Below are 23878 nucleotides of genomic sequence, written 5' to 3'. Positions count from 1 at the left end.
ACCTATGGTTTCGGCCAGAGAGGTAGGGATGAAAAGGCTTGGAGCTTGAGTTTAGACATGGACACCTCCGACCAGAGGTGTCTATCCTGGCAAGGCCAGTTAAAGAGCCTGCCCGCTAGATCGACTGGGTTACTGGCCAGCCGTGTCCCTTTGCTCTGAGCGGCGGTGAGCCGCAAAGTACAACGCTGGAAGCACAAGCAGCGTCAGTGCTGTTGAGGAGAGAATTCCCCCTATTACAACAGTGGCAAGCGGCCGCTGTACCTCAGCGCCTGTACCTGTTGCCAGTGCCATTGGTATAAACCCCAGTGAGGCCACAAGCGCAGTCATGAGCACAGGCCGAAGACGTGACAGAGCGCCATGCGTCACAGCCTCATGAAGGGAGCTGCCGTTGTCTCTCAAGCTGCGTATAAACGCAATCATAACCAGACCGTTAAGCACGGCTACACCAGACAGGGCAATAAAGCCAACCCCTGCCGAGATGGATAAGGGTATGTCTCTAAGCCACAGAGCCATCACCCCGCCTGTCAAGGCAAAGGGAATCCCTGTAAAGACTAGAAGTCCGTCTTTAATGTTGTTGAACATCATGAACAGAAGTACAAAAACAAGAAGCAGGGCCACTGGAACAACGATTTGAAGCCGCTGCGCCGCTGACTGAAGCTGCTCAAACTGCCCTCCCCAGCTTGTCCAATACCCTGCGGGTACCTTTACGTCCTGCTCAATACGTGTCGCGGCATCCTGAACAAATGAACCAATGTCACGGCCTCGTACGTTAGCACTGACAATGACAAGTCGTTTACCGTTTTCACGACTGATCTGATTTGGTCCCAGTACCAGATCCAGTGTTGCTAAATCAGAGAGAGGAATAAATCCTATCCGGCCTGTCGTATCGCTACTTGAAGCAGGAACAGGGATAAGCATTTGCGACATTGCATCCAGATCAGTTCGCAATTCATCGGAGAGCCGGACCACTATATCGAAGCGGCGGTCCCCTTCGAACAATGTACCGGCCTGACGTCCACCAAAGGCTGCGGAGACAGCATCCTGAACATCGCCAATGTTCAGGCCAAAGCGGGCAGCCCTGTCACGATCCACATTGACCGTAAGTAATGGGAGCCCGGAGGTTTGCTCAACCTTTACCTCAGATGCGCCCTCTACTTTCTGCATGCTTGAGGCGATTCTGGCGGCCGTCTGGTTGAGAACTTCCATATCGTCCCCGTATACCTTGACCGCAACGTCACTGCGCACGCCTGAAATCAACTCGTTGAAGCGAAGTTGTATAGGCTGGGACATCTCATAGTTGCTACCAGGCACGGTCGCGCTGGCTTTTTGAATCTCCTCGATAAGCACATCCCGTGACTTGTCCGGGTCAGGCCATTGTTCGCGTGGCTTGAGCATGACATAGCTGTCCGAAATATTCGGTGGCATGGGGTCAGCCGCAATTTCGGCTGTTCCTGTCCGGGCAAAGACACGCTGGACTTCAGGGACGCGCTCAATCAGTGCTTTTTCCAGGCGCTGCTGCATATCTACTGATTGCGTAAGACTGGTCCCAGGTACCCTGAGTGCCTGAAGGGCGAAGTCTCCCTCACTCAGACTGGGTACGAATTCACTGCCCATGCGGCTTGCTAGAAAACCAGACAGACCCACCACTAGTACGGCAGCTGCGAAAACTGCCGGGCGATGCTTCATTACCCCGTTCAGGATGGGAGAGTAGCCCTGCCGCGCCGCTCGCATAACCAGGTTTTCTTCTTCCTTGACCTTACCCGTCACAAACAGGGCAATGGCTGCCGGAACAAATGTGATGGAAAGAATCATCGCACCCAGTAGTGCAATCACTACGGTAAATGCCATGGGATGGAACATCTTTCCTTCTACGCCGCTCAGGGCAAAAATCGGAAGATAAACCACCATGATGATCAGCTGACCAAATATAAGCGGACGTCGGGCCTCTCTGGCTGCTGCAAATACCTCATGGAAACGCTCGGAGCGAGTCAGTATGCGTCCGTGGTGGTGCTGCGCATGAGCAAGGCGTCGAATTGAGTTCTCAACGATCACTACAGCACCGTCCACAATGACACCAAAGTCAAGCGCCCCCAGGCTCATAAGATTGGCACTGACCTTGTTGGCAAACATCCCGGTAAAGGTAAACAGCATGGACAACGGAATGACCATTGCTGTAATCAGTGCAGCACGTATGTTGCCAAGGAACAGAAATAAAATGGCGATAACGAGAATAGCGCCCTCGACCAGGTTTTTCTTGACGGTGGCAATGGCCTTGTCCACCAGGGTGGTGCGGTCATACACCGGAACCGCTGAAACACCAGCGGGTAATGAACGATTGATATCCTCAATCTTTTTCGACACCGCCTGAGCAACAGATCGGCTATTCTCACCAATCAGCATAAACACTGTGCCCAGTACTACCTCACGACCATTTTCCGTGGCGGCGCCGGATCGAAGCTCTTTTCCGATTCCTACTGAAGCTACATCACGAATGCGAATGGGAGAGCCGTCTACTGTCGTAAGCACTATATTGGCAATGTCCTGCTCCGACCCTACCTGTCCAGGCGCGCGAATAACCAGCTGCTCGCCGCCACGCTCGATAAACCCTGCTCCGACGTTGGCATTGTTGCGCTCAAGCGCAGAGAAAAGATCATTTAAAGTCAGGCCATAAGAGGCAAGCTTCTTAAGATTGGGAGCGACCTGATACTCCTTGTTGAAACCACCAATGGTATTGATTTCCGCTACGCCAGGAACATTGCGCAGTTGTGGTTTTATAATCCAGTCCTGAATGACGCGCAGGTCAGTAGGTGTATAGGGCGTACCATCCTCTTTTCGCGCCTGCTCATCCGCTTCGACTGTCCACAGGAATATCTCACCTAATCCGGTTGAGATTGGCCCCATCATTGCCTCAGCGCTCTCTGGAAGCTGATTACGAGCGCCTTGCAGGCGTTCGTTAACCATCTGACGGGCAAAGTAAAGATCAGTACCATCTTCAAAGATAACCGTTACCTGCGAAAAACCTGAACGGGACAATGAGCGGGTCTGTTGAAGATGAGGCAATCCGGCCATAGCCGTTTCGATGGGATAGGTCAGCCGTTGTTCGGCCTCCAGAGGCGAAAAGCCAGGCATGGCCGTGTTGATCTGAACCTGGACATTTGTGATATCGGGTACAGCATCAATAGGTAGCTTTTGATAGCTGAAAACTCCTAGCGCAGACATGCCCAGCACTGCCAGCATGACCAGCCATCGCTGTTCAATGGAAAATCTGAGAATACGTTCGAACATTGGAAAATACTCGTGGCAGGACCTGGGGCACTTAATGGGAATGTTCGGCTGAACCTTTTCCTAATTCGGACTTGAGAATAAAGCTGCCCTCGACGGCTATCTGAGTACCTGCATCCAGACCATTAGTGACTTCCACAAAGCCGCTGTCTCGTACGCCCAGCTGCACAGGCTGAGCCTGGAAACCTTCTGGTGTACGAACAAAAACGGAGGGCTTATCCTCAAGGGTCTGAATAGCCTGTACCGGAACGGTCACAGCGGCTTTCTGTGTTGACGTTGCTACATTGATTGTGACAAACAGCCCCGGACGCCAAGCGCCCTCAGGGTTGTCCAATGTAACGCGTGCTGTTGCTGCACGCGTCTGCTCACCCAGAAGGCTACCCACGTAGGCAACAACCCCTTGAGCGGTGCTTCCAAGCTCGGCCGCAACCACCTCAACCTTTTTTCCTACCACCACTCTGCCCAAGTCACGTGCTGATACGTTAAACGTTGCCCATACATGGGAGAGATCTGTCAGCACAAATACATTGGATGTATCGTTGACAACTTCACCCAGGACAACATGTTTTTCAATAACCGTACCATCAAAGGGGGCACGGACTTCATAGCGGTTTCCTCCGGAAAGACTGCTACTTCCGCTTAGGGCCTGCGTTTTTTGCAGGGCATTTTTCAAGTTTATCTCTGCCTCCTGCAAGGCTTGCCGTGCTTGCAGATAGTCTTGTTCAGCAGAGATCTTTTCTTCCCAGAGCTTTTTTTCCCGACTGAAAAGCGTACGTGCGAGTGCGGCACGCTGCTGGGCTGCTGCCAGCTCGCTACGCTGTTCGGAGACCTGCTGGCTGGAAATAATGGCCAGCACCTGACCCTTTTTTACCTGCTCACCCAAATTGACCTTCACGGCTTCGACGACACCCACAGCCCGAGGTACTACATGGGCCGTTCGATCCTCATTGAAGCGAATCTCACCAGGTAGCGACAGCACGTTATTGATCTGCCCGGACCTAGCTGTGCCTAACGTGATACCTGCAGCCTTGATTTGTTCAGCGCTGAGCTCGATCGCTCCTTCCTTGTGCTCGTCTCCGTGCTCCCCTTCGTGGTTTTCTCCATGTTCATCACCTTGTTCTTCCTCAGCATGGCTTTCACCCTCATGCTTTTCATGCGCGCCTTCCTCCTCATTATGATGGGCAGCAGAAGCAGCTTCCTTTTTCACCTCACTGGAATGATCATCTTCTCCATGCGGATGATCATGTTCTTGCGCTCGGAGTTCGTGTTTTGTCACAGCTCCATCAATACCTAAGCTGAGCCCCAGTCCTATAACCACCGCAAGGATGGTTGTAATAGAGACCCTTTGTTTCTTACTCATGAATGCTCCCGGAAATACATGGTCAGCGCGACGGCGTTATCGAGAAATCGGATGGGTGATTTGGGATGGATAAAAAGAAACGGCGTCGCCGTAAATCCGCTCAAGGCGTACTAGGGCGTCAGTTGCACTTTCTAAAGACTGAAGATACTGGCCACGCGAAGAAATCAGGGTTCGCTGGGCATCCAAGACATCCAAGAAGCTGAATTTGCCCATGGCAAAGCCACGGGTCGCGCTTTCGACGGCTTGCCTGCCCGCAGGAAGAATCGATTGGCGAAACTCCGAGATGTCGGCAACAGCTATTTCCCATTGCTCATAAGCTTGCAGGGTTTCACTCCTTAGACGAAGCTCTGCTGCATTGCGTAAGTCCCGTGCCTGATCCGCCCGGCGTGAGGCTGCATAGATATTGCCCTGATTACGGTCAAACAAAGGTAGCGGCAAGGAAATGCCGACCAGGTTGACCCGCTCTCGTTCCTGCTCATCGTACTGGCTACCGATACTGACGCGTATGTCGGGTATGCGCTGAGTGCGCTCCAGATGGAGCTCGGCCTCGCTTCGATCGATCTGTAGCAAAGCACGACGCAGCTCTGGCGTGCCGCGTATACGACCCAGCAGTTCATCTCTAGTTGGAAGGCCGGGCAGATGTTCAAAGCTGCCCTGAACCTGAGAAAAAACAGGCACCGACTCGCCTAACAGTGCTGCCAACTGCTTGTAGGTACTATCGCGCTCAAGCTGAGCCCGGCGCACTTCAACGCGTACAGTAGAAAGTTGAACCTCCGCTCGAGATAATTCTACGGGTGAGGTTTTTCCTGCCTCCACTCGGCCCTTGGCGATGGTAAGGCCATTGTCTGCCAACTCTACCGCTTGCTTGGCAAGCTGCAGGCCTTCCTGAGCCTTTAGTGCAGCATAAAAGGCTTGCATGACATCGGCGCGCAAGCTGTTGGTCCGGTAGTCAATATCCGCTGAAGCGAGCACCTGAGAGGCATTAGCCACGTCTACCCTTGCCTGGCGCTTCCCTCCAAGTTCAATAGGTTGAGTAAGAGTAATGCTGCTGATCTGTTTGTTGGAGCGAGTATCCTCTACATCCCAGGAGAGTTCTGGGTTGGGTATCAATCCCGCTTGCTGCCTAAGCCCAAGCGATACGTCTGCCTCCTGACGAGCAGCAGAAAACTCTGGATTATTCTCATAAGCTTTGGATAAAGCGCTTTCCAGTGTCAAAGCCCCCATCGAAGGGCCTGCAGTCAATGGAGATGCCATTAAATAACCAAGAAGCCCTAATCCATAACTAATAAGCTTGGTGTTTGGAAACTTCCAAAAAGTATCTAGTACAGACAAAAATTGCTCCCGACATCTTGGTTTACAGTTAGGCTTTATGAGAAATAAAAAGAGCGCCCTTATTTCCAGCAATGAAATAAAGCTATCTCGATTATCACTGTATAGACAGAACTTATCGGGGAAGTGACCTGAACATTACAAATCTGTAATGTTCAAAAAGAGGGCAATACCTCGCTACAATTTACCTATTTCATGACACTGCTTTTGCAATGCATGAGATATGAGAGCTGCTGAGATAGAGCCTTTCAAGCCGCGTTCTTGACCCATGGCGCCTGCTTTTTAAAAAGCTTTCTTGACTCTGTAGTCGCTACAGGGTTTATGCTTTGAACTATAAACTCCAGCGCTATCAAAACAAATAATAAAAATTCATCCTTAATTAAGTGTTTATTATTTTAATAGTGAGTACACCATGCGAATCCTTATTGTTGAGGACGAGCCAAAAGCTGCCGAATATTTAAAGCAAGGTTTGACTGAAAGTGGTTATATTGTTGACTGTGCCAATACTGGCATCGATGGACTTTATTTAGCTCACCAGCAGACGTATGACCTTATTCTGCTGGACGTAAATCTTCCAGAGATGGATGGTTGGGAAGTACTCGAACTCATACGAAAGCGCAAGCAGACGCGTGTGATCATGCTGACAGCACGAGGGCGTCTTGAAGAAAAGGTGAAAGGTCTTGATCTGGGCGCTGATGATTACCTGGTCAAACCCTTCCAGTTCCCAGAGTTACTGGCCCGTATCCGTTCGTTGTTTCGCCGAAGTGATGCAGTCCAGGTATCGGATGTTGTTAAGGTGGCCGATCTGGAGCTTGATCCGAATCGGCACCGTGCCTTTCGTGGCAACCAGCGTATTGACCTGACGACCAAGGAATTTGCGCTCCTGCATCTGCTCATGCGCAAGACGGGTGAGGTGCTCACCCGTACCCAGATCATCTCGATGGTTTGGGACATGAATTTTGACTGTGACACCAATGTCGTTGAGGTTTCAATCAGACGGCTGCGGGCCAAGATCGACGATCCCTTTGAGATAAAGCTAATCCATACCATTCGTGGTGCGGGGTATATTCTTGAGGAGCGTGGATGATTTCGACCAGCTTGTCGTTTCGCCTGAGCCTCAAGGTTATCCTGCTGGGAGCAATGCTCGTCATGCTTGTTGTAGGGCTCTCCTACATAACGCTTGATCGTGAGCTTGATCTCTCTGCTCATGAAAACCTGACTGGCAAGTTCGAGCGTATCGAACATAACCTTAAGGTAGACGTAGCACCTGAGCAGTTATCAAACAAGCCGCACGCATTGCTGGATCTCATCCTGGGCCATGACAACCTGAGCCTTAGTATCCTTGACGCCGATCAGGCGCCTGCTGTCATGCTGGGCATCGGGCAATATGCTCTTGCTCCCGAGATTCGTACCCTGGCAGTAGGCACCTCTATCGCCTTTCATTCTTGGCTTTCAGCAACCAACCAGGAGATGCTGACTGTCTCCAAGGTTATCCCGACTCAAGACGGTCAATTGGTTAAAGCACTGCTGACTCTGGATCGTTCAGCTGACCGCCACTTGCTATTGGCCTTTTTAAAGTCATCACTAGTCTCCGTACCGGTACTTTTGATACTCATCGGCATTAGTGCCTGGTTGCTTGTACAAAAGGAACTCCGGCCGTTACGACGGTTTCGCAGTGTTGCCGCACAGATATCGACCCAAAGTCTTTCCCATCGAATCAAAACTGACAGATTGCCCAGGGAGTTGAAGGATCTTGCTCATAGCATGAATTTTATGCTCCACCGGCTAGATACAGGTGTACAACAGCTTTCTGAATTTTCGGACGATCTTGCTCATGAATTGCGCTCCCCAATTAACAATCTCATGATCAAGACACAGGTTACCCTCTCGCGTAAACGCTCCGAGGCGGAATATTGCCACGTCCTGGAGTCTGCTATAGAAGAGTATGAACGGTTAAATCGTATTATCTCGGACATGCTGTTTCTCGCCCAGGTAAGTCATCCCCATACACTGATTCCCTTCACCCCCATCTTTCTGCGCGACGAGACCATGCGAATCATGGACCTCTTTGCAATCAGTGCCGAAGACAAGGACATATCGATAAGCATCAGAGGAGAAGCCTCCACGATGGGAGATCGGTTAATGATCCAACGTGCTCTGTCCAACTTGCTCTCAAATGCTATTGGGCATACGCCTTACGGCGGCACGGTGGCCATTGTTCTAACGGAAGAAGCAGACGAGGCCAGTGTCACTGTTGAGAACACGGGTGCCGGTATTGGTGCACATCACCTACCGCATCTTTTTGAACGGTTCTATCGGGTTGATGGCCGGCGGACGCATGAACAGGGCGGTACAGGACTGGGGCTGGCCATCGTACGCTCCATCATGAGTCTGCATCAAGGACGCTGTGAGGTCGAAAGCATTCCTGGCCACGTTACTCGCTTCCGCCTGATATTCCCCATAGGACAGGTCCGTGCTTCAAGCCTTACCCCTACTCACGACGTCTTTTAGAGGGCCTTTATGGATCATCACGAGCACAGCCATGCACATGCACATGCACATGCACATGGAAACATTGACACGAATAACAAGGCCTTCCTGATAGCGACAGCCTTGAATACCGGCTTTGTTATTGTCGAGTTTGTTTACGGCATCGCTGCAAACTCAACGGCCCTTATTGCTGATGCTGGGCATAACCTGTCTGACGTATTAGGTTTGATACTGGCGTGGGGAGCTGCTCTTTTAGGGAGAAGAGCCCCTAGCTATAAATTCACCTATGGTTTGAGGGGTACATCTATTCTTGCTGCACTAGGTAATGCCGTGCTGCTTCTTGTTGCCTGCGGTGCCATTGCCTGGGAAGCAGTCACCCGCTTTTCAAACCCCGGAGCGGTATCCGGGCTGACCGTTTCCATAGTAGCTGGCATCGGCATCCTCATAAACGGTGCCTCAGCGCTTCTTTTCATCAAGGGCAGCAAAAGTGATCTTAATGTCAAAGGCGCATTTCTTCATATGGCAGCTGATGCAGGCGTCTCACTCGGCGTGGTCCTTGCAGGTGTCGCTATCTACTTTACCGGCGCACACTGGATCGACCCCATCCTGAGCCTGATCATTGTAGCCATCATCATAATCAGCACTTGGTCACTATTGCGTGACTCTGTAGATCTTGCACTTAATGCTGTACCCAACAGCGTTGATCGTAATGAGATCGAGACCTACCTCCTGCAGCTAAACGGCGTGAAAGACATACACGACCTTCATATTTGGGGGATGAGTACTACAGAAAACGCCCTAACGGTGCATTTGGTGATGCCCAATGGCTATCCGGGAGATACCTTCATGAATGAGACAATGCATACGCTCAAGGACAGGTATTCAATTCATCACTGTACGCTTCAGGTAGAGCAAGGACTGGCCCCTCATGAGACCCAGCTGGTTTAACGCTCAGCACTGCTTTTAAACAATAATTATGGGCCTTGGCCTACATACTTAACACTCGGCGCCAGGGATGGCCTGAGTAAATTGGCTGGGAATACCCTTTGCTATCCCTTTCCTGATAAAAGGAAATAGCTAATCTTGATCGGTAGAGCCATCGCTCCTGGGTGTGGAAGCTGAGCTATGAAAGTGTACGACCAGTGCGTATTACCCTGTCTGATTCATTCAGTAATGAACTCCCGGCGCCTTGACGCCTACCGAAGGCGTTTAGCGATTCAGGCCAAGGGGGTAGCACTGGAAATTGGCTTTGGTTCAGGACGCAATCTGCCCTTCTACATCCCGGATCAGGTTGAGCGGCTCTATGCGCTTGAGCCTGACGCCAATATGTTAAAGCTGGGTCAGAAGGACGTATCGCATGCGCCTTTTCCCATCGAGATCCTGCATTGCACGGCTGAGCATATTCCTTTGCCTGATCGGAGCATAGATACTGCACTTTGCTCCTGGACACTATGTAGCGTTCCAGATATCCGCATGGCTCTCCATGAGATTCGTCGAGTACTCAAACCTGATGGGTATTTCGCCTTTTGCGAACATGGTTTGGCGTCGGATCCAGGCGTTGCTCGCTGGCAGCAGAAGCTGACGCCCATGTGGAGCCGTTTTGTAGGCGGATGCCATCTGGATCGTTCCATTGATGAACTGCTCAGGGACAGCGGTTTTCGAATAGCCAGGCTTGAGAACAGCTACCAGAGCATGGTTAAGCCAATGAGCTATATGTATGAAGGGCTGGCTGATCTAGAGGGTGCCAAGTCAACCGCTGATGCTCTCTGACATTTACCCTTACCCAACCAGAAGCAGCATTCATACACACCCCTATTATTAGGTGCAACTAAGAGTTTTTGCTGCAAGCGTTTAGTTAAATAACAGCCATGTCAGAGGGCCACCGTGAACGGTGGCCCTTTCAGTTACTGCTTTTCAATACGGGTAATGGTTGAGTCCATTCCCGTGGAGGCAAACTCAAATTTTACCTTGTCGCCCTGCTTGAGACCTTGTAACTGGGTGGCCTCGGCTTTAAAGCCCATTGTCATGGATGGCCAGCCCAATGCTTCGACCGGCCCATGAGCAATCGTCACGGACCCCTTCTCAGTATCAACCTTTTTGACAACACCAGTAGCCTTGCCCGTCTTTGTGGTCGCCTTTTGATCCATCGGCATGTCCATGCCCTTATGATCCATCGGCATACCCTCCATGGACTGTTTTTCCGCAGCAAATAGCGCAGGTGAAACAAGCAATGAGGCGAAAACGATACTTGCGATTTTCATGAGTGTTCTCCAGGGGGGTTATCTGTTTTGAAGGAATCGCGAAACTGTCGACGGCGCATCAGAAGGTAGGCTGCTGGCAGGACGAACAAGGAAAGCAAGGGCGCACTGATCATACCGCCTACCATTGGTGCGGCGATGCGGCTCATGATCTCTCCTCCGGTACCGGTTCCCCAGAGAATGGGCAGAAGGCCGGCAATGATCACCGCAACGGTCATTGCTTTAGGACGTACACGCTGTACAGCACCCTCACGAATAGCCTCAACCAGCGCACGCTCATGGTTATGGCCTGCTTCTAACCGTTCATGCCATGCATTTCTCAGATAAAGCAGCATGATTACACCAAACTCCGCCGAAACTCCGGCCAGAGCAATAAAACCAATCCCTGTTGCAATTGAAAGGTGATAATCCAGTACATAAAGAAACCAGACACCTCCAGTAAGAGCAAAGGGAAGCGTGACCATGATAAGAAGTGCTTCATTAAAACGATTGAAGATAAAATATAGGAGAACAAAGATGATCAAAAGCGTGGCAGGCACCACAAGCTTGAGCCGTGCATTAGCCCTCTCCATGAACTCAAACTGTCCAGAATAGCTAACGCTCATCCCTGGGCTCAGCTTGACCTCAGCTTCGATCTTCTGACTCAAGTCAGCTACAACTGACGCCATATCGCGACCGCGAACATCTATATATACCCAACCAGTCAAACGAGCGTTTTCGCTTTTCAGCATGGGTGGCCCGTCGCTGACTTTGACCGATGCCACGGTCCCCAAAGTGATCTGGCTACCTTGAGGAGTGTAAATAGGCAACTGCTGCAGCGCTGTCAGAGAGTCTCGCCATTCACGCCCATAGCGTAGATTGATCGGATAGCGTGCCAGGCCCTCGACCGTCTCTCCAATGGTCTCACCGCCAATGGCACCGGCTACGATAGCTTGTACGTCAGCGATATTCAGACCATAGCGGGCGGCAGCGCTACGATCGATATCCACATCGATATAGCGTCCACCCGACAGGCGCTCAGCCAGCGCTGACGTAACGCCTGGTACTGTTTTGGCGATACGCTCAACTGATTGAGTCACCTTATCGATCTGCGCAATATCCGTTCCATAGACCTTTACGCCGATTGGACTCTTGATCCCAGTGGCCAGCATATCTATTCGGTTACGGATAGGTGGAATCCAGAGATTAGCTACCCCAGGCACCTGCACCGTATGGTCCAGCTCCTCGATAAGCTTCTCGGTGGTCATGCCTGCTCGCCATTCATTCCTGGGCTTGAATTGAATAGTTGTCTCAAACATCTCAAGTGGCGCTGAGTCTGTTGCCGTATCAGCACGTCCAGCCTTGCCAAATACATGTGCCACTTCCGGCACGGTTTTGATTAAGCGGTCGGTCTGCTGCAGGAGCTCGCTTGCCTTTTGCGCTGAAAGCCCTGGCAGCGCTGTGGGCATGTAGAGCAGATCGCCTTCATCCAACGGTGGCAGGAATTCTCCTCCCAAGCGGGTAGCAGGCCAAATGCCGGTAAGAAAAACCAGGAGTGCTACCAGAAGCGTTATTTTGGGCCAACGTAGCACGGTATCCAATACGGGCTGATAGAGGCGGATGAGTAACCTGTTGAGTGGGTTACGATGCTCTTCAGGTATCTTGCCGCGGATCCAGTAGCCCATCAGTACAGGAACCAGCGTAACCGAAAGGCCTGCCGCTGCCGCCATGGCATAGGTTTTAGTAAAGGCCAGCGGACCGAATAAACGGCCCTCCTGAGCTTCCAGGGTAAAAACCGGTATAAACGAAAGAGTAATGATCAGCAGACTGAAGAAAAGCGCTGGCCCTACCTCAATCGCGGCCTGAGTGATTACTTTCCAGTGCTCATTACCCTTAAGCGGCCTGTCAGGATAGTGTCTATGCCAGGCTTCGATGTGCTTGTGAGCATTTTCTATCATGACAATCGCGGCGTCGACCATTGCGCCAATCGCAATGGCAATTCCGCCAAGAGACATGATATTAGCGTTAACCCCCTGTCGCTGCATGATGATAAAGGCAATTAGCACCCCTACAGGCAGTGACACGATGGCTACAAATGAGGAACGCAAGTGCCAGAGAAACAAGGCGCAAATCAGCGCCACAACGACAAACTCTTCGATCAGTTTGAAGCTTAAGTTTTCTACAGCACGATCAATGAGCTTGCTGCGATCATACGTCGTAACGATATCAACGCCCTCCGGAAGGCTTTGCTTGAGGTTGTCCAGTTTTGCCTGGACGGCGGCAATCGTATCCCGAGCATTTTTGCCACTACGGAGAATCACCACGCCTCCCACTACTTCACCCTCGCCATCAAGTTCGGCAATACCACGCCGCATCTCCGGGCCTAGCTGAATATGGGCGACATCACCTAAGGTTACAGGAACACCACTGGTATCCAACCGCAAAGGAACAGCACGAAAGTCGTTTAGGGTCTGCAGGTAGCCCGGGGCTCGAACCATGAACTCGGTCTCAGCCAGCTCAAGCACACTTCCCCCCGTCTCCTGGTTGGCCTTGTTGATAGCTTCAGCGATCTGTTGCTGAGTCACGCCTCGATTAGCCATACGAATAGGGTCCAGCACAATCTGGTACTGCTTGACCATCCCACCAATCGGTGCGACTTCCGCCACATTGGGTAATGTCTTCAACTCATAGCGGAGAAACCAGTCCTGTAGTGATCGTAGCTGGGCCAGGTCATGTCCTCCGCTGCGGTCAACCAGGGCATACTGAAAAATCCAGCCTACGCCTGTAGCATCCGGCCCCAGCGCAGGCTTTGCCGCGGCGGGTAAACGCCCCTGCACCTGGCTGAGATACTCCAGAACTCGCGAGCGGGCCCAATAAAGATCGGTGCCGTCCTCAAACAGTATGTAGACGTAACTGTCGCCAAAGAAAGAGTAGCCCCGTACCGTCCTGGCTCCAGGAACCGACAGCATGGTAGTGGTCAGCGGATAGGTAACCTGATTTTCAACGATCTGGGGCGCCTGCCCGGGATAGGGCGTACGGATGATGACCTGTACGTCGGAAAGATCAGGCAGTGCATCAACGGCCGTGTTCTTCACTGACCAAATGCCCCATACCACCGCAAACAGTGTCGCCAGGAGGATCAGGAATCGATTGCCGACAGACCACTGGATGACTGTAGCAATCATGGCTGACCTCCCAGGCGCTCAATACGCTCGATCAGTAGGCCATCATCCGTCTGGCGTACTGCAAACCGGACCTGATCACCTGTCTTGAGGTTGGCGGCAAGGGATTTGTCTGCCAGTGGAAAGCCCATGGTCATTCCAGGCATGCCAAGTGTTATGAAAGGCCCATGAGAGAGGGTAATCATGTCGTCACCAAGCTCAATAATGGTGCCTTCAGCTTCATGCAGGGCGGGCTTGGAGGCGCTGGCTGACGGCTCAAGCGGCTGAGCGGTGAGTCCGCGTAAACTAGCTTCAGAATCCAGCAGAAACTGTCCCGAGGCAACAACCTGCTGGCCCTCTTCCAGACCTTGTAGGATCTCGACTTTGTCTGCTATTTCACGGCCTACCCTGACTTCTACGGGGCGGTACTGGCCAGCGTTCTCAGCAAGCATGACTATTGCTCGTTTGCCAGTACGGATCACCGCTTCGGCGGGTATGACCAAGGCATCGTACTGATCGCTGCTGAGGATGACTTCAGCCGTCATGCCGGGTCGTAGACGTTGTTGTGGGTTAGGCAACTCTACTCGAACCCGCACCGTTCGGCTTTCAGGGTTAGCTTGCGGCAGAATCGCCTTGATCGTGCCGTTAAGTACATCACTTGGATAGGCAGGTAAGTGTGCTTGAACGGGTTGTCCAGCAGACAGAGCAGAAATTTGCGCCTCAGGTACGGCTACTTCAAGCCAGATACTGCTGATACCATTGATCCGGGCAACGAGCGCACCGCCAGCAAGCGTCATTCCCTGACGTATATCTAGGGTTTCAAGTACCCCCTCAATTGGACTGGTAATCGTCCATACAGGACTGGCCTTGCCGCTACGCGTAACCTGTTCAATCAGTACTTGCGGCATACCGGCAAGACGCATCCGCTGGCGAGCCGCTGCCAACAATGCTGGCTCGTTCAATGCCCGAAGTGCAAGATACTCCTCCTGCACAGCAGCCCACTCCGGTACCAACAGGTCAGCTAACGGTGCGCCTTTCTTAATAATATCTTCAGGGGCAAGGTCATATACCCGCTCCACAAACCCGCCGCTGCGTGTCTGCAAAACTGCTACGTCCCGCTCATCATAGGTCAGCGCTCCCGACGCACTTAAGGTTTGAGCGAGAGACTCCCGAGTCACAGGAGAGACGCGCATTCCAAGGTTTTGCGTAATGCCTGGGTCTATTGTAACGGCAGCGCTATTTCCACTCTCATCGGCATAGCGCGGCTGGAGCTCCATATCCATGAATGGCGATTTACCAGGCTTATCAAACTTTTGCTGGGGGTACATAGGGTCGTACCAATACAGCACCTTTTTTTCAGATTGATCAGCGGTTACAGAGGAAGGCTGATTTTGATCCACAGGCAGATTGGGGGCAGGCGATGGCTTGCCTAGCCAATAGCCCAGAAGGCCGGCAAGCACAGCAATCATCAACACGAACAATGACCCTATAAGGATTCGTTTAGTCATTTGAATGTGCTCCGTACGCAAAATGCAGACGAGCACTGGTCAGCGCTTGCAGCTGGGTAATATCGATAAGCTTGAGACGAGCCTGAATCAGATCACGGCGCGCCTCGACCACGGCGGCCAAATCGCCTTTTCCGGCGCGATAGCTTGCCATGGCAAGATCCACCTTCTCCTTGGCTAGAGGAACAAAGGTTTTCTGGCTACGCTCAAGGGAATTATGGAGGCGCTCATATTCAGCCAGGTCGCTCTCCAACATCTGCGCATGCTCGCGCAATATGGCCTCGCGCTCGGCTTCAAGTTGAATGAGCTGCGACCGTTTGGCTGCAATCTTGGGATCCTGTCGGGAAGTAGTAAATAGCGGCAAGTCAAAACTGACCTGAAGGCTGACCATGTCACCGTACTCGCGACCGCGATGCTGATAATCTACCTGCCAGCCCCAGTCAGGCTTTTTTTCAGCAACAGCTTCCTGTATTTCAGCCTCTGCTACGCTGGCTCTGGGCCCGAAAACGGCTACATTAGGGTGCTGCCTGAGATTATGTTTGAAATGATGCGTATCAACAGGCCATAGGGGCAGATTTCCTGATAGCGGTTCGTCTGCGGCGGGTCCAACCCAGCGGCGCAGTGCAGCGCGTGCCTGCGTTAGAGCGCGATGTAGCTCATCCTCCTCTTCCGCTAGAGTGGCAGCTTCCTGTCTAGGGATGACGCTATCAGCCGCCATTCCTGCATTGCCTGCAATGGTAGCCTGCACCGCTTTGCCAAAGAGGCGGTTTTCATTGTAGAGACTCCCAAAGAGCGCCAGTTTCTGCTCGATCGCTCGGGCCTCTATCCAGGCCAGGGCGGTTTCTACCCTGACACTAAGCCGTTCTACCTGTTGCTCTGCCTCTGCCTGAAGTATTTCAGCCTGGGCGGCTTCGACGCGTGCGCGGCGCTTATCACTATTAGACACCTCTTGCATGATGCCAACCATTTGCATGGTCATGGAGTCTCGATTAAGACTGTACCGGTCCTGGCCCTCGACAGGTACGTTCTGCAGGCCGAGAGAAAGCCTGGGGTCCGGTAACTCACCAGCCGGGATGGCGGCGCTGCGAGCCGCTTCGATGTCCGCCCGCCTGGCTCTCATCGAAGGCGCCTCATGCTCAGCCAATAGTAAGGCTTCATCAAGGGTTAATGCCGGAGCCAACCTCGGCACAGCCATAAACGTCACAGCTAGAACGCCCCAAGACAGGCGCCCGTTATGATTACATTGAAAAATCATTGCACAATTCCGTCATGTTCTGGCACGCCATGCATGCGTGCATAGACATCCCTGCGACCATCGAGGCGCAAGATAAGCTTAGGACAAATCAGGAATTAGACGCGGGGAGGTCGCCAGACCGTATCAAGGCTAGGGTATGGAATAAACTCAGCAAGAGGCTGGTGAATAACCAGTGACTCTAGAGGAGGAAAGATTTTCAGAGAAGTGACTTGAATTGCACTATTGGCTTGGCACTGCTCACCTGTTTTGCAGATTTTGCTGCCGCTATGAAAACTTTTTTCTTTATCAAAGCAGCTATCTTCTATTATGCCTTTCGACATGTCCTTGTGCTGCAGCTGCATGGGGCAAGGTTCAGCTACAAATGCCGCGCCCGCCGTCCCGGCCATGGGAAGCGTTAGACTAAGCACCAAGAGTAGGCAAAACCTTATAAATACATTCACTCTCAGATGTTAGCCAAATCTCAGACAACCCACAATGCTTCCAAGACCAGACTTAATCGCTCTATGCGTTTTGCAAAATTATTGCGCCAAATGTGTCTTTGAGTATGTGCACTCTACAGCTTTTGGAAACTCGAAGAAAAACTGGGTCACTCCCCCTGCCGAGGTACATCCTGCACGTCCATGATGAGCCTCAATAATGGAACGGGTAATCGCGAGTCCTAGACCTGCATTATGTGGACTACCCTCTCGCCGTGCAGGGTCTGCCCGGTAGAACCGATCAAACAGCTTGTCGAGGTGTTCGGGGGCAATGGCTGGGCCCGGGTTTTTTACCGTCAGAACCACGTAGGCATTATCTTCCCTGACCTCTACCTTGATAGTTTCTCTCTCAGGGGTATAGCGCAGCGCGTTTGAGAGCAGGTTTGAGATAGCCCTATGGATCATCAGGATATCCCCTTTGATTGAACCATAGCCCTCAACGATCAACTTGATGTCCTTTTCATCGGCAAGCAGCTGATAGTACTCCGCAAGCTTTTCCGCCGTTTCGCGTAGATCTACGTTCTGCCGGGCAGGAATGATCAATCCATTATCCGCTTTGGCCAGGAACAGCATGTCATCAATCATGCGAGCCATGCGCTTGAGGTCATCAAGATTTGAGTAGAGATTTTCCTCATAGTCTTCGATATTCCGCTTGCGGGAAAGGATCACTTCGGTATGCGTTATTAGATTCGCTACAGGCGTACGTAGCTCGTGTGCGATATCAGCGGAGAAGTTGGACAGTCGAACAAATGAGTCATCCAATCTATCAAGCATGGCATTGAATGATGACACCAACTCCTGCAACTCATACGGAACAGGTGCCAAGGGGATGCGTGCCTTTAACGATTTGGCTGATACAGACGCTGCAACCCTGGCTACCTGTCCAATAGGTCGAAGTCCTTTGCGTACAACTACCCAGCCCAATGCTGCGCTAATCAATGCACTGCACACCAATCCGATCCAGAACCACTTTTGCAAGGACTCAAAAAAGGTCATGTGCATGGTCACATCAAGCGCAACCATAATGGTGAGGGGCGGCTCTTCTGGTAGGGTGACATGATCGGTAAGGCCACGAAACATATGCTCCTGATCATGCCATTCCCAGATTTGCCCTGCTTTTTCTGAGCTGAATTGTGCGGGAATAGTTCGCTGGCTTGAGCTTGCAAACAGCTCATTTCCAGCATGATCCTGGATAACGGCCACGAGTTCCTCATGAGCGCTTAAAAGGGCTTTTAGTTGAGGGTGTAAAAGCCCAATATCTGCCACGCTCGATAAGGTCTTAAGCGTATTTTCAGCGGCGTGCAGTTTCTCCTCCAGAGCCATCTGATCCATCATCTGGAAGTGCTTATGGCTGAGGTGGGTGAAAATGAGCCCAGCTGCAGTAAGGACTATTGCAACGACCAGCATAAACATCAAGCTGATGCGGGCTGTTAATGAGGGCTGCCTACCCATTGTCTTCTTCCGGTCCTTCAAGCATATAGCCCATACCTCGTGAAGTATGAATAAGCTTGACGTCAAAGCCGTCGTCAATCTTTGCCCGTAGACGCCGCACGGCTACCTCGATGACATTTGTATCGCTATCAAAATTCATGTCCCAGACCTGGGATGCAATCAGCGATTTAGGCAGGACCTCACCCCGTCTACGCAAGAGAAGCTCAAGCAGCGCAAATTCCTTGGACGTCAGATCGATGCGTTTTCCACCCCGAAATGCCCTGCGTTTCATAAGGTCGACCTCAAGGTCGGCAATGCTCATCAGGGTCTGGGTTGGTGCGCTAGTACTCCGACGTAACAGCGTTCTGACACGCGCAAGTAATTCGGAAAAGGCAAACGGTTTGATCAAATAGTCATCTGCGCCCAGTTCAAGTCCCTTGACTCGGTCTTCAACCTGATCCCGAGCCGTCAGGTAAAGCACTGGTACACTTTTGCCAGCCGCGCGCAGTACCTTGAGTACCTCCCAGCCATCAAGACCAGGCATCATGATGTCCAGAATCAATAGATCATAAGCCTCGCCCAGCGCCTGTTGGAGTGCCTCGGTACCAGAGGTCACGCGGTCAACGGTAAAGCCTGCCTCGCCTAGTCCTCGCTGTAAGTACATTCCTATCTTGGGTTCGTCCTCAGCAATAAGGATTTTCATACGACAGTACCCCAGGTAGAAAAGAGGATTGTGCCTCTAGCGTAGTGGAGCTGACGAGAACCTTACAGAAATGTAATGTGCCGCTAAGGTTGCAGTCAGGTTGCTCGTCTAGTGTCAATGTTTGTTACAGCAAGGTCTGCAGGCCGCTCAAAGCAATCCTATTGAGTTCTTGACAGGGACGCCCAGCGTTTTCCCACAGCTGACTAAACTGTAATTTTCACTTCATCCTGCCGACAGGCTTGAGTGATTAAGGTTATCCCGAGCTTAACGCTTTCCCTGCGATTACCTAGAGGCGAACAGGGAATACTTAATCACATGAAGGTACTGAAAATGAACGCTGTTAAATCATTCTTTATTGCTTCTGCACTAATGCTCTCCTCTTTGGCTATGGCCGAAAGCGGTGGTGATCGTGTCTTTGACCGTATGGCTCAGGCCCGTGAAGCATCGGTCGCTGCCATGCAAACTCAGGAGTCCAAAGCAGCCACCATAGTCGCGGAGGATAAGGAGACCAGGAAGCACTCGCACTGCTAAGCGCTTGAGCAGGCCAACCTTACAGAAATGTAATCATGCGGCTTACTCAAATATGGCATTTTCGTCGCGCTTGTAGGCTGGGAAGCGTTGACATAAGGGCTGGTGATGTCTGCCTTGCCCTGTACACCTTCCTTTCATAACGGCTCTGACTCAATGACTGATTGGACACACGGCATGCAATCCAAAACTTCAAGGCGAACGTTCGTAAAGGGTATGGCCGCCGGAGGCCTACTGGGTGGACTGGGCTTGTGGCGTAACCCAGTTTGGGCGATCACAAATCCTGGCGTGCCGAATGTATTGACCGGTACTGAGTTTGACCTCCTGATCGGAGAGACGCCAGTCATTATCGCCGGTAAATCGAAACCCGCCATGACCATCAATGGTGGGCTGCCAGGCCCTCTGCTGCGCTGGCGTGAGGGTGATACGGTGACGCTTCGAGTCCGAAATCGCTTGAAGGATACAACCTCCATCCACTGGCACGGCATTATCCTGCCGGCCAACATGGATGGCGTACCAGGGCTTAGTTTTCATGGCATCGAGCCCGATGGCATGTATGTCTACAGGTTCAAGGTCAAGCAGAACGGTACCTACTGGTATCACAGTCATTCCGGTTTCCAGGAGCAGTCAGGGGTATATGGGCCGTTGGTCATTGATGCCAAGGACCCTGAGCCTTTTACCTACGATCGTGACTATGTGGTGATGCTGACCGACTGGACCGACGAGGATCCTGTCCGCTTGATGAAAAAGCTCAAGAAGCAGGCGGACTACTACAACTTTAACAAGCGCACCGTAGGCGACTTCATCAACGACGTCAGTGAGAAAGGTTGGTCTGCAACCATGGCTGATCGCAAGATGTGGGCCGAGATGAAGATGAACCCCACGGATCTGGCCGACGTCAGTGGTTATACCTACACCTACTTGCTAAACGGCAAAGCGCCGGATGATAACTGGACAGGTGTCTTCCGACCGGGTGAGCGTTTACGACTACGGTTCATAAATGGCTCGTCCATGACGTACTTTGATCTTCGGATTCCGGGCCTAAAGATGACGGTTGTGGCTGCTGATGGGCTTTATGTGAATCCGGTTTCCGTTGATGAGCTAAGAATTGCTGTCGCCGAGACCTACGACGTGATTGTTGAGCCTACCCAGGAGGCCTATACCCTTTTTGCTCAGTCCATGGACCGCACTGGTTTTGCCCGAGGCACCCTGGCGGTTAGTGAGGGTTTATCAGCGCCCGTCCCCCCTCTTGATCTTCGCCCTCTTGTCACCATGGATGATATGGGGATGGGTGGGATGGACCATGGAAGTATGGGGGGAATGGATCATAGCCAAATGCAGGGCATGACTCAGGATTCAATGCAGGGCATGTCTACCATGAGTGGCAGCCAGTCCATGCAGGGTATGGATCATAGTCAGATGCAGGGTATGAACCATGACTCCATGCAGGGCATGACCGGTATGGACGGTGGGCAGATGCAGGCAATGGATCACAGCCAAATGCAAGGCATGGACCATAGCCAAATGCAGGGCATGTCCTCAATGGGCGGTATGGCTGGAATGGGAGCTATGCAGTCCCATCCCGCTTCCGAGCAAAACAATCCCCTCGTGGACATGCAGGCAATGAGCACCAGCCCAAAACTCGACGACCCAGGTCTGGGACTTCGAAACAATGGCCGTCGTGTTCTGACCTATGCCGATCTCAGAAGCACCTTTCCGGATCCAGATGGCCGTGATCCCAGCCGGACAATCGAACTGCATCTTACCGGACACATGGAAAAATTTGCCTGGTCCTTTAACGGTGTGAAGTTCTCGGACGCAGAGCCTGTTCGCCTCAAATATGGTGAGCGTGTAAGGATCGTATTGGTGAACGACACCATGATGACGCATCCCATCCACCTTCATGGAATGTGGAGCGACTTGGAAGATGAGAGCGGTAACTTCATGGTGCGTAAACACACCATCGATATGCCTCCTGGATCAAGGCGCAGCTATCGTGTGACAGCAGATGCCCTCGGGCGATGGGCCTATCACTGCCACCTCCTGTACCACATGGAAATGGGCATGTTCCGTGAAGTCCGTGTGGAAGAATGAGGATATCGATATGTCGCACCTGATTGGATCAAAGAACACGCTGGCCGGCGCCCTCTCTGTAATGCTGGGCGCTGCGCAGATACCTGTAGCCTTGGCGGCAGAAGCTCAGATGCAGGGCATGGATCACAGCCAAATGCAGGGTATGGACCATAGCCAGATGGAAGGTATGGACCATAGCCAGATGCAGGGTATGGACCATAGCCAGATGCAAGGTATGGACCATAGCCAGATGCAGGGTATGGATCATAGCCAGATGCAGGGTATGGATCATAGCCAGATGCAAGGTATGGATCATAGTCAGATGCAGACTATGGGACAGGAGAAAGTGACTCAGAGCCGCACGCCTATTCCTGAGTTAACAGACGCTGATCGCGCAGCAGTCTTCATCGACTCTGATGGCCACGCTGTACACGATAAGGCTCTTAATACCTTTTTGCTGCTCGATCAGCTTGAGTGGCAGGATGCTGATGAAGGCAACGCCCTAAGCTGGGATGCTCAAGGCTGGATAGGCGGTGATATTGATCGCTTATGGATTCGCTCTGAAGGTGAGCGAACCAATGGCAAAACGGAAGAAGCAGAAGTACAGGCCTTATGGGGCCATGCTATTGGTCCCTGGTGGGATGTAGTAGGTGGTATCCGGCAGGATTTCAAACCTGGCTCTCCACAGACGTGGGCTGCTTTTGGCATACAGGGAATGGCTCTCTATAACTTTGAAGCAGAGGCCACGGCTTTCATTGGTGAAAATGGACAGACCGCCGCCCGCCTCGAAGGCGATTACGACATATTGCTGACCAACCGCCTGATACTTCAACCAACTGCCGAAGCCAATTTCTACGGAAAAAACGATCCTGCCCGCGGTATCGGCTCAGGTCTCTCTGATACTGAGATCGGAATCAGGCTTCGTTATGAAATCCGCCGGGAGTTTGCGCCCTACATTGGCGTGACGTGGAACCGTACCTATGGAAACACGGCCGACTATGCCCGAGAGGAAGGCGAGGACAGGAGCGAAGCTCGCTTTGTCGCAGGTGTCCGTATGTGGTTCTAGCGGTTCGGTATCGCCTGTTTAGCGATTGAGCGATCACTTAAGTTGTTCCAGAAAACAGTGTCTTTAACTCACTATACAGTCCTATCTGTAAGGAGCCTTGCATGTCTGTACGTACCCTTTTTGGCAGTGTAGCGATGACGTCTGGCTTGCTGCTGAGCAGCCTGGCCCAGGCTCACCCTGAGCTTGTTGCATCAACCCCGGCAGCCAATGCCGAGGTGTCCTCCCCTGCGAACATAGAGCTCAAATTTTCGGAAAAGCTTTCTACCCAGTTTTCAGGTGCAAAACTCACCATGACTGAAATGCCAGGCATGAAGCATCCGCCCATGAATATAGAGGCCAAAGTCTCTGGCAGTAATGATCCCCAGGTTATGGTTATTACCCCGGCAAAGCCTTTGGTGGCAGGCACCTACAAGGTTGACTGGCGCGCAGTGTCTTCTGACACCCATCCCATCACGGGTAGTGTTGTTTTCAAAGTGAAGTGATGCCATGGGCGACTGGATCAATATTGCTGTTCGGTTTGCGCTCTACGCTGACCTCATGCTGCTGTTTGGCTTACCCCTTTTTAGTCTTTATGCCTTGCGTGGAGGGGAGCGCCTAGCTGGTACAGCGTTACGGTTCGGGTCGCTCATTACAGGGACAGCAGTACTTGGAATCATGCTGTCCTTGCTTGCCATGCTGGTCCTGGCGAAGTCCATGAGCGGCGTCTCGCAGTTCATGGAGCTGGAGCGGCATGTATTTGAAATGATCATCACAGGTACTGATGTCGGTTTTACCTGGATTATCAGAATCGCCGCGCTGGTCCTAGCCTTGCTGGCAGCCCTACTACTTAGGCGCTGGCCGTTGGCGTGCCTTGGGCTTGTTAGCCTGTTTGGGGCAGTAGCCCTGGCTACACTTGCCTGGGCGGGACATGGCGCAATGGATGAAGGCACCCGTCGCTATGTTCACTTTACGAGCGACATCTTCCATCTTGTTGGAGCAGGTG

Annotated in this window: 17 protein-coding genes and 1 pseudogene; 9 read left to right on the top strand and 9 right to left on the bottom strand. The window is 52.0% G+C overall.

Annotation, left to right across the window (positions count from 1 at the left end; translation table 11 throughout):
* Positions 1 to 129: 129 nt before the first annotated feature.
* Genes PLU01S_RS22600 through PLU01S_RS22590 form a run of 3 tightly spaced genes read right to left on the bottom strand, consistent with a single transcriptional unit; the run spans position 130 to position 5896 of the window.
* Positions 130 to 3285, bottom strand: a complete 3156-nt coding sequence (locus PLU01S_RS22600; protein ID WP_010799560.1) for a CusA/CzcA family heavy metal efflux RND transporter — start codon at positions 3283 to 3285, stop codon at positions 130 to 132.
* Between the two features lie 31 nt (positions 3286 to 3316).
* Positions 3317 to 4642 carry an efflux RND transporter periplasmic adaptor subunit gene (locus tag PLU01S_RS22595; protein ID WP_010799561.1) on the bottom strand — a complete coding sequence of 442 codons (1326 nt, stop codon included), beginning with the start codon at positions 4640 to 4642 and terminating at the stop codon, positions 3317 to 3319.
* 36 nt (positions 4643 to 4678) lie between these two features.
* The gene (locus tag PLU01S_RS22590) at positions 4679 to 5896 is read right to left on the bottom strand and encodes a TolC family protein (protein WP_051370294.1); all 1218 of its coding nucleotides are present in this window, start codon (positions 5894 to 5896) and stop codon (positions 4679 to 4681) included.
* A gap of 487 nt (positions 5897 to 6383) precedes the next feature.
* Here PLU01S_RS22590 and PLU01S_RS22585 point away from each other — a divergent pair, with 487 nt between their 5' ends.
* From PLU01S_RS22585 to PLU01S_RS22570, 4 genes are all read left to right on the top strand, one after another.
* The gene (locus tag PLU01S_RS22585) at positions 6384 to 7058 is read left to right on the top strand and encodes a heavy metal response regulator transcription factor (protein ID WP_010799563.1); all 675 of its coding nucleotides are present in this window, start codon (positions 6384 to 6386) and stop codon (positions 7056 to 7058) included.
* Complete coding sequence (locus tag PLU01S_RS22580; protein ID WP_010799564.1) at positions 7055 to 8482, top strand: heavy metal sensor histidine kinase; 1428 nt, start codon at positions 7055 to 7057, stop codon at positions 8480 to 8482. Before PLU01S_RS22585 ends, PLU01S_RS22580 begins: the two co-directional genes overlap by 4 nt.
* A 9-nt stretch (positions 8483 to 8491) precedes the next feature.
* A complete protein-coding gene (locus tag PLU01S_RS22575) occupies positions 8492 to 9409 on the top strand; it encodes a cation diffusion facilitator family transporter (protein WP_074828897.1) in 918 nt (305 codons plus the stop codon).
* A 177-nt stretch (positions 9410 to 9586) separates the two neighbouring features.
* A complete protein-coding gene (locus tag PLU01S_RS22570) occupies positions 9587 to 10231 on the top strand; it encodes a class I SAM-dependent methyltransferase (protein ID WP_010799566.1) in 645 nt (214 codons plus the stop codon).
* A 134-nt stretch (positions 10232 to 10365) separates the two neighbouring features.
* Here PLU01S_RS22570 and PLU01S_RS22565 read toward each other — a convergent pair whose 3' ends face one another.
* From PLU01S_RS22565 to PLU01S_RS22535, 6 genes are all read right to left on the bottom strand, one after another.
* Positions 10366 to 10722: a copper-binding protein gene (locus PLU01S_RS22565; RefSeq protein WP_010799567.1), complete on the bottom strand. Its 357-nt coding sequence runs from the start codon at positions 10720 to 10722 to the stop codon at positions 10366 to 10368.
* Positions 10719 to 13883 (bottom strand): efflux RND transporter permease subunit, encoded by a 3165-nt coding sequence (locus tag PLU01S_RS22560; protein WP_010799568.1) that lies wholly within the window; start codon positions 13881 to 13883, stop codon positions 10719 to 10721. Before PLU01S_RS22560 ends, PLU01S_RS22565 begins: the two co-directional genes overlap by 4 nt.
* Positions 13880 to 15367 carry an efflux RND transporter periplasmic adaptor subunit gene (locus tag PLU01S_RS22555; protein WP_010799569.1) on the bottom strand — a complete coding sequence of 496 codons (1488 nt, stop codon included), beginning with the start codon at positions 15365 to 15367 and terminating at the stop codon, positions 13880 to 13882. The genes PLU01S_RS22560 and PLU01S_RS22555 overlap by 4 nt, the downstream gene beginning before the upstream one ends.
* A complete protein-coding gene (locus tag PLU01S_RS22550) occupies positions 15360 to 16619 on the bottom strand; it encodes a TolC family protein (protein ID WP_010799570.1) in 1260 nt (419 codons plus the stop codon). Before PLU01S_RS22550 ends, PLU01S_RS22555 begins: the two co-directional genes overlap by 8 nt.
* Before the next feature lie 518 nt (positions 16620 to 17137).
* Complete coding sequence (locus tag PLU01S_RS22540) at positions 17138 to 18547, bottom strand: heavy metal sensor histidine kinase (protein ID WP_010799571.1); 1410 nt, start codon at positions 18545 to 18547, stop codon at positions 17138 to 17140.
* Positions 18540 to 19229, bottom strand: coding sequence for a heavy metal response regulator transcription factor (locus PLU01S_RS22535; protein WP_010799572.1), 690 nt, complete (start codon positions 19227 to 19229; stop codon positions 18540 to 18542). Before PLU01S_RS22535 ends, PLU01S_RS22540 begins: the two co-directional genes overlap by 8 nt.
* Before the next feature lie 315 nt (positions 19230 to 19544).
* Here PLU01S_RS22535 and PLU01S_RS22530 point away from each other — a divergent pair, with 315 nt between their 5' ends.
* From PLU01S_RS22530 to PLU01S_RS22510, 5 genes and pseudogenes are all read left to right on the top strand, one after another.
* Positions 19545 to 19760: a co-regulatory protein PtrA N-terminal domain-containing protein gene (locus PLU01S_RS22530; protein WP_019365346.1), complete on the top strand. Its 216-nt coding sequence runs from the start codon at positions 19545 to 19547 to the stop codon at positions 19758 to 19760.
* Positions 19761 to 19934: 174 nt separating this feature from the next.
* On the top strand, positions 19935 to 21851 hold the full coding sequence (locus PLU01S_RS22525; RefSeq protein WP_010799574.1) for a copper resistance system multicopper oxidase: 1917 nt from the start codon (positions 19935 to 19937) through the stop codon (positions 21849 to 21851).
* Positions 21852 to 21861: 10 nt separating this feature from the next.
* Positions 21862 to 22896, top strand: coding sequence for a copper resistance protein B (locus PLU01S_RS22520; protein ID WP_010799575.1), 1035 nt, complete (start codon positions 21862 to 21864; stop codon positions 22894 to 22896).
* A 101-nt stretch (positions 22897 to 22997) separates the two neighbouring features.
* On the top strand, positions 22998 to 23378 hold the full coding sequence (gene copC, locus PLU01S_RS22515; RefSeq protein WP_010799576.1) for a copper homeostasis periplasmic binding protein CopC: 381 nt from the start codon (positions 22998 to 23000) through the stop codon (positions 23376 to 23378).
* Positions 23379 to 23382: 4 nt separating this feature from the next.
* A pseudogene (locus PLU01S_RS22510) lies at positions 23383 to 23878 on the top strand (copper homeostasis membrane protein CopD); the annotation flags it as partial.

It is taken from the genome of Pseudomonas luteola NBRC 103146, assembly GCF_002091675.1.
Taxonomy (GTDB): Bacteria; Pseudomonadota; Gammaproteobacteria; order Pseudomonadales; family Pseudomonadaceae; genus Chryseomonas; species Chryseomonas luteola.
This window is presented reverse-complemented; position numbering and strand designations above follow the sequence as displayed.

Coding starts and splice junctions, on each gene's coding strand:
- PLU01S_RS22600 (WP_010799560.1), bottom strand. CDS start 3,285: ATGTTCGAACGTATTCTCAGATTTTCCATTGAACAGCGATGGCTGGTC.
- PLU01S_RS22595 (WP_010799561.1), bottom strand. CDS start 4,642: ATGAGTAAGAAACAAAGGGTCTCTATTACAACCATCCTTGCGGTGGTT.
- PLU01S_RS22590 (WP_051370294.1), bottom strand. CDS start 5,896: ATGGCATCTCCATTGACTGCAGGCCCTTCGATGGGGGCTTTGACACTG.
- PLU01S_RS22585 (WP_010799563.1), top strand. CDS start 6,384: ATGCGAATCCTTATTGTTGAGGACGAGCCAAAAGCTGCCGAATATTTA.
- PLU01S_RS22580 (WP_010799564.1), top strand. CDS start 7,055: ATGATTTCGACCAGCTTGTCGTTTCGCCTGAGCCTCAAGGTTATCCTG.
- PLU01S_RS22575 (WP_074828897.1), top strand. CDS start 8,492: ATGGATCATCACGAGCACAGCCATGCACATGCACATGCACATGCACAT.
- PLU01S_RS22570 (WP_010799566.1), top strand. CDS start 9,587: ATGAAAGTGTACGACCAGTGCGTATTACCCTGTCTGATTCATTCAGTA.
- PLU01S_RS22565 (WP_010799567.1), bottom strand. CDS start 10,722: ATGAAAATCGCAAGTATCGTTTTCGCCTCATTGCTTGTTTCACCTGCG.
- PLU01S_RS22560 (WP_010799568.1), bottom strand. CDS start 13,883: ATGATTGCTACAGTCATCCAGTGGTCTGTCGGCAATCGATTCCTGATC.
- PLU01S_RS22555 (WP_010799569.1), bottom strand. CDS start 15,367: ATGACTAAACGAATCCTTATAGGGTCATTGTTCGTGTTGATGATTGCT.
- PLU01S_RS22550 (WP_010799570.1), bottom strand. CDS start 16,619: ATGATTTTTCAATGTAATCATAACGGGCGCCTGTCTTGGGGCGTTCTA.
- PLU01S_RS22540 (WP_010799571.1), bottom strand. CDS start 18,547: ATGGGTAGGCAGCCCTCATTAACAGCCCGCATCAGCTTGATGTTTATG.
- PLU01S_RS22535 (WP_010799572.1), bottom strand. CDS start 19,229: ATGAAAATCCTTATTGCTGAGGACGAACCCAAGATAGGAATGTACTTA.
- PLU01S_RS22530 (WP_019365346.1), top strand. CDS start 19,545: ATGAAGGTACTGAAAATGAACGCTGTTAAATCATTCTTTATTGCTTCT.
- PLU01S_RS22525 (WP_010799574.1), top strand. CDS start 19,935: ATGCAATCCAAAACTTCAAGGCGAACGTTCGTAAAGGGTATGGCCGCC.
- PLU01S_RS22520 (WP_010799575.1), top strand. CDS start 21,862: ATGTCGCACCTGATTGGATCAAAGAACACGCTGGCCGGCGCCCTCTCT.
- copC (WP_010799576.1), top strand. CDS start 22,998: ATGTCTGTACGTACCCTTTTTGGCAGTGTAGCGATGACGTCTGGCTTG.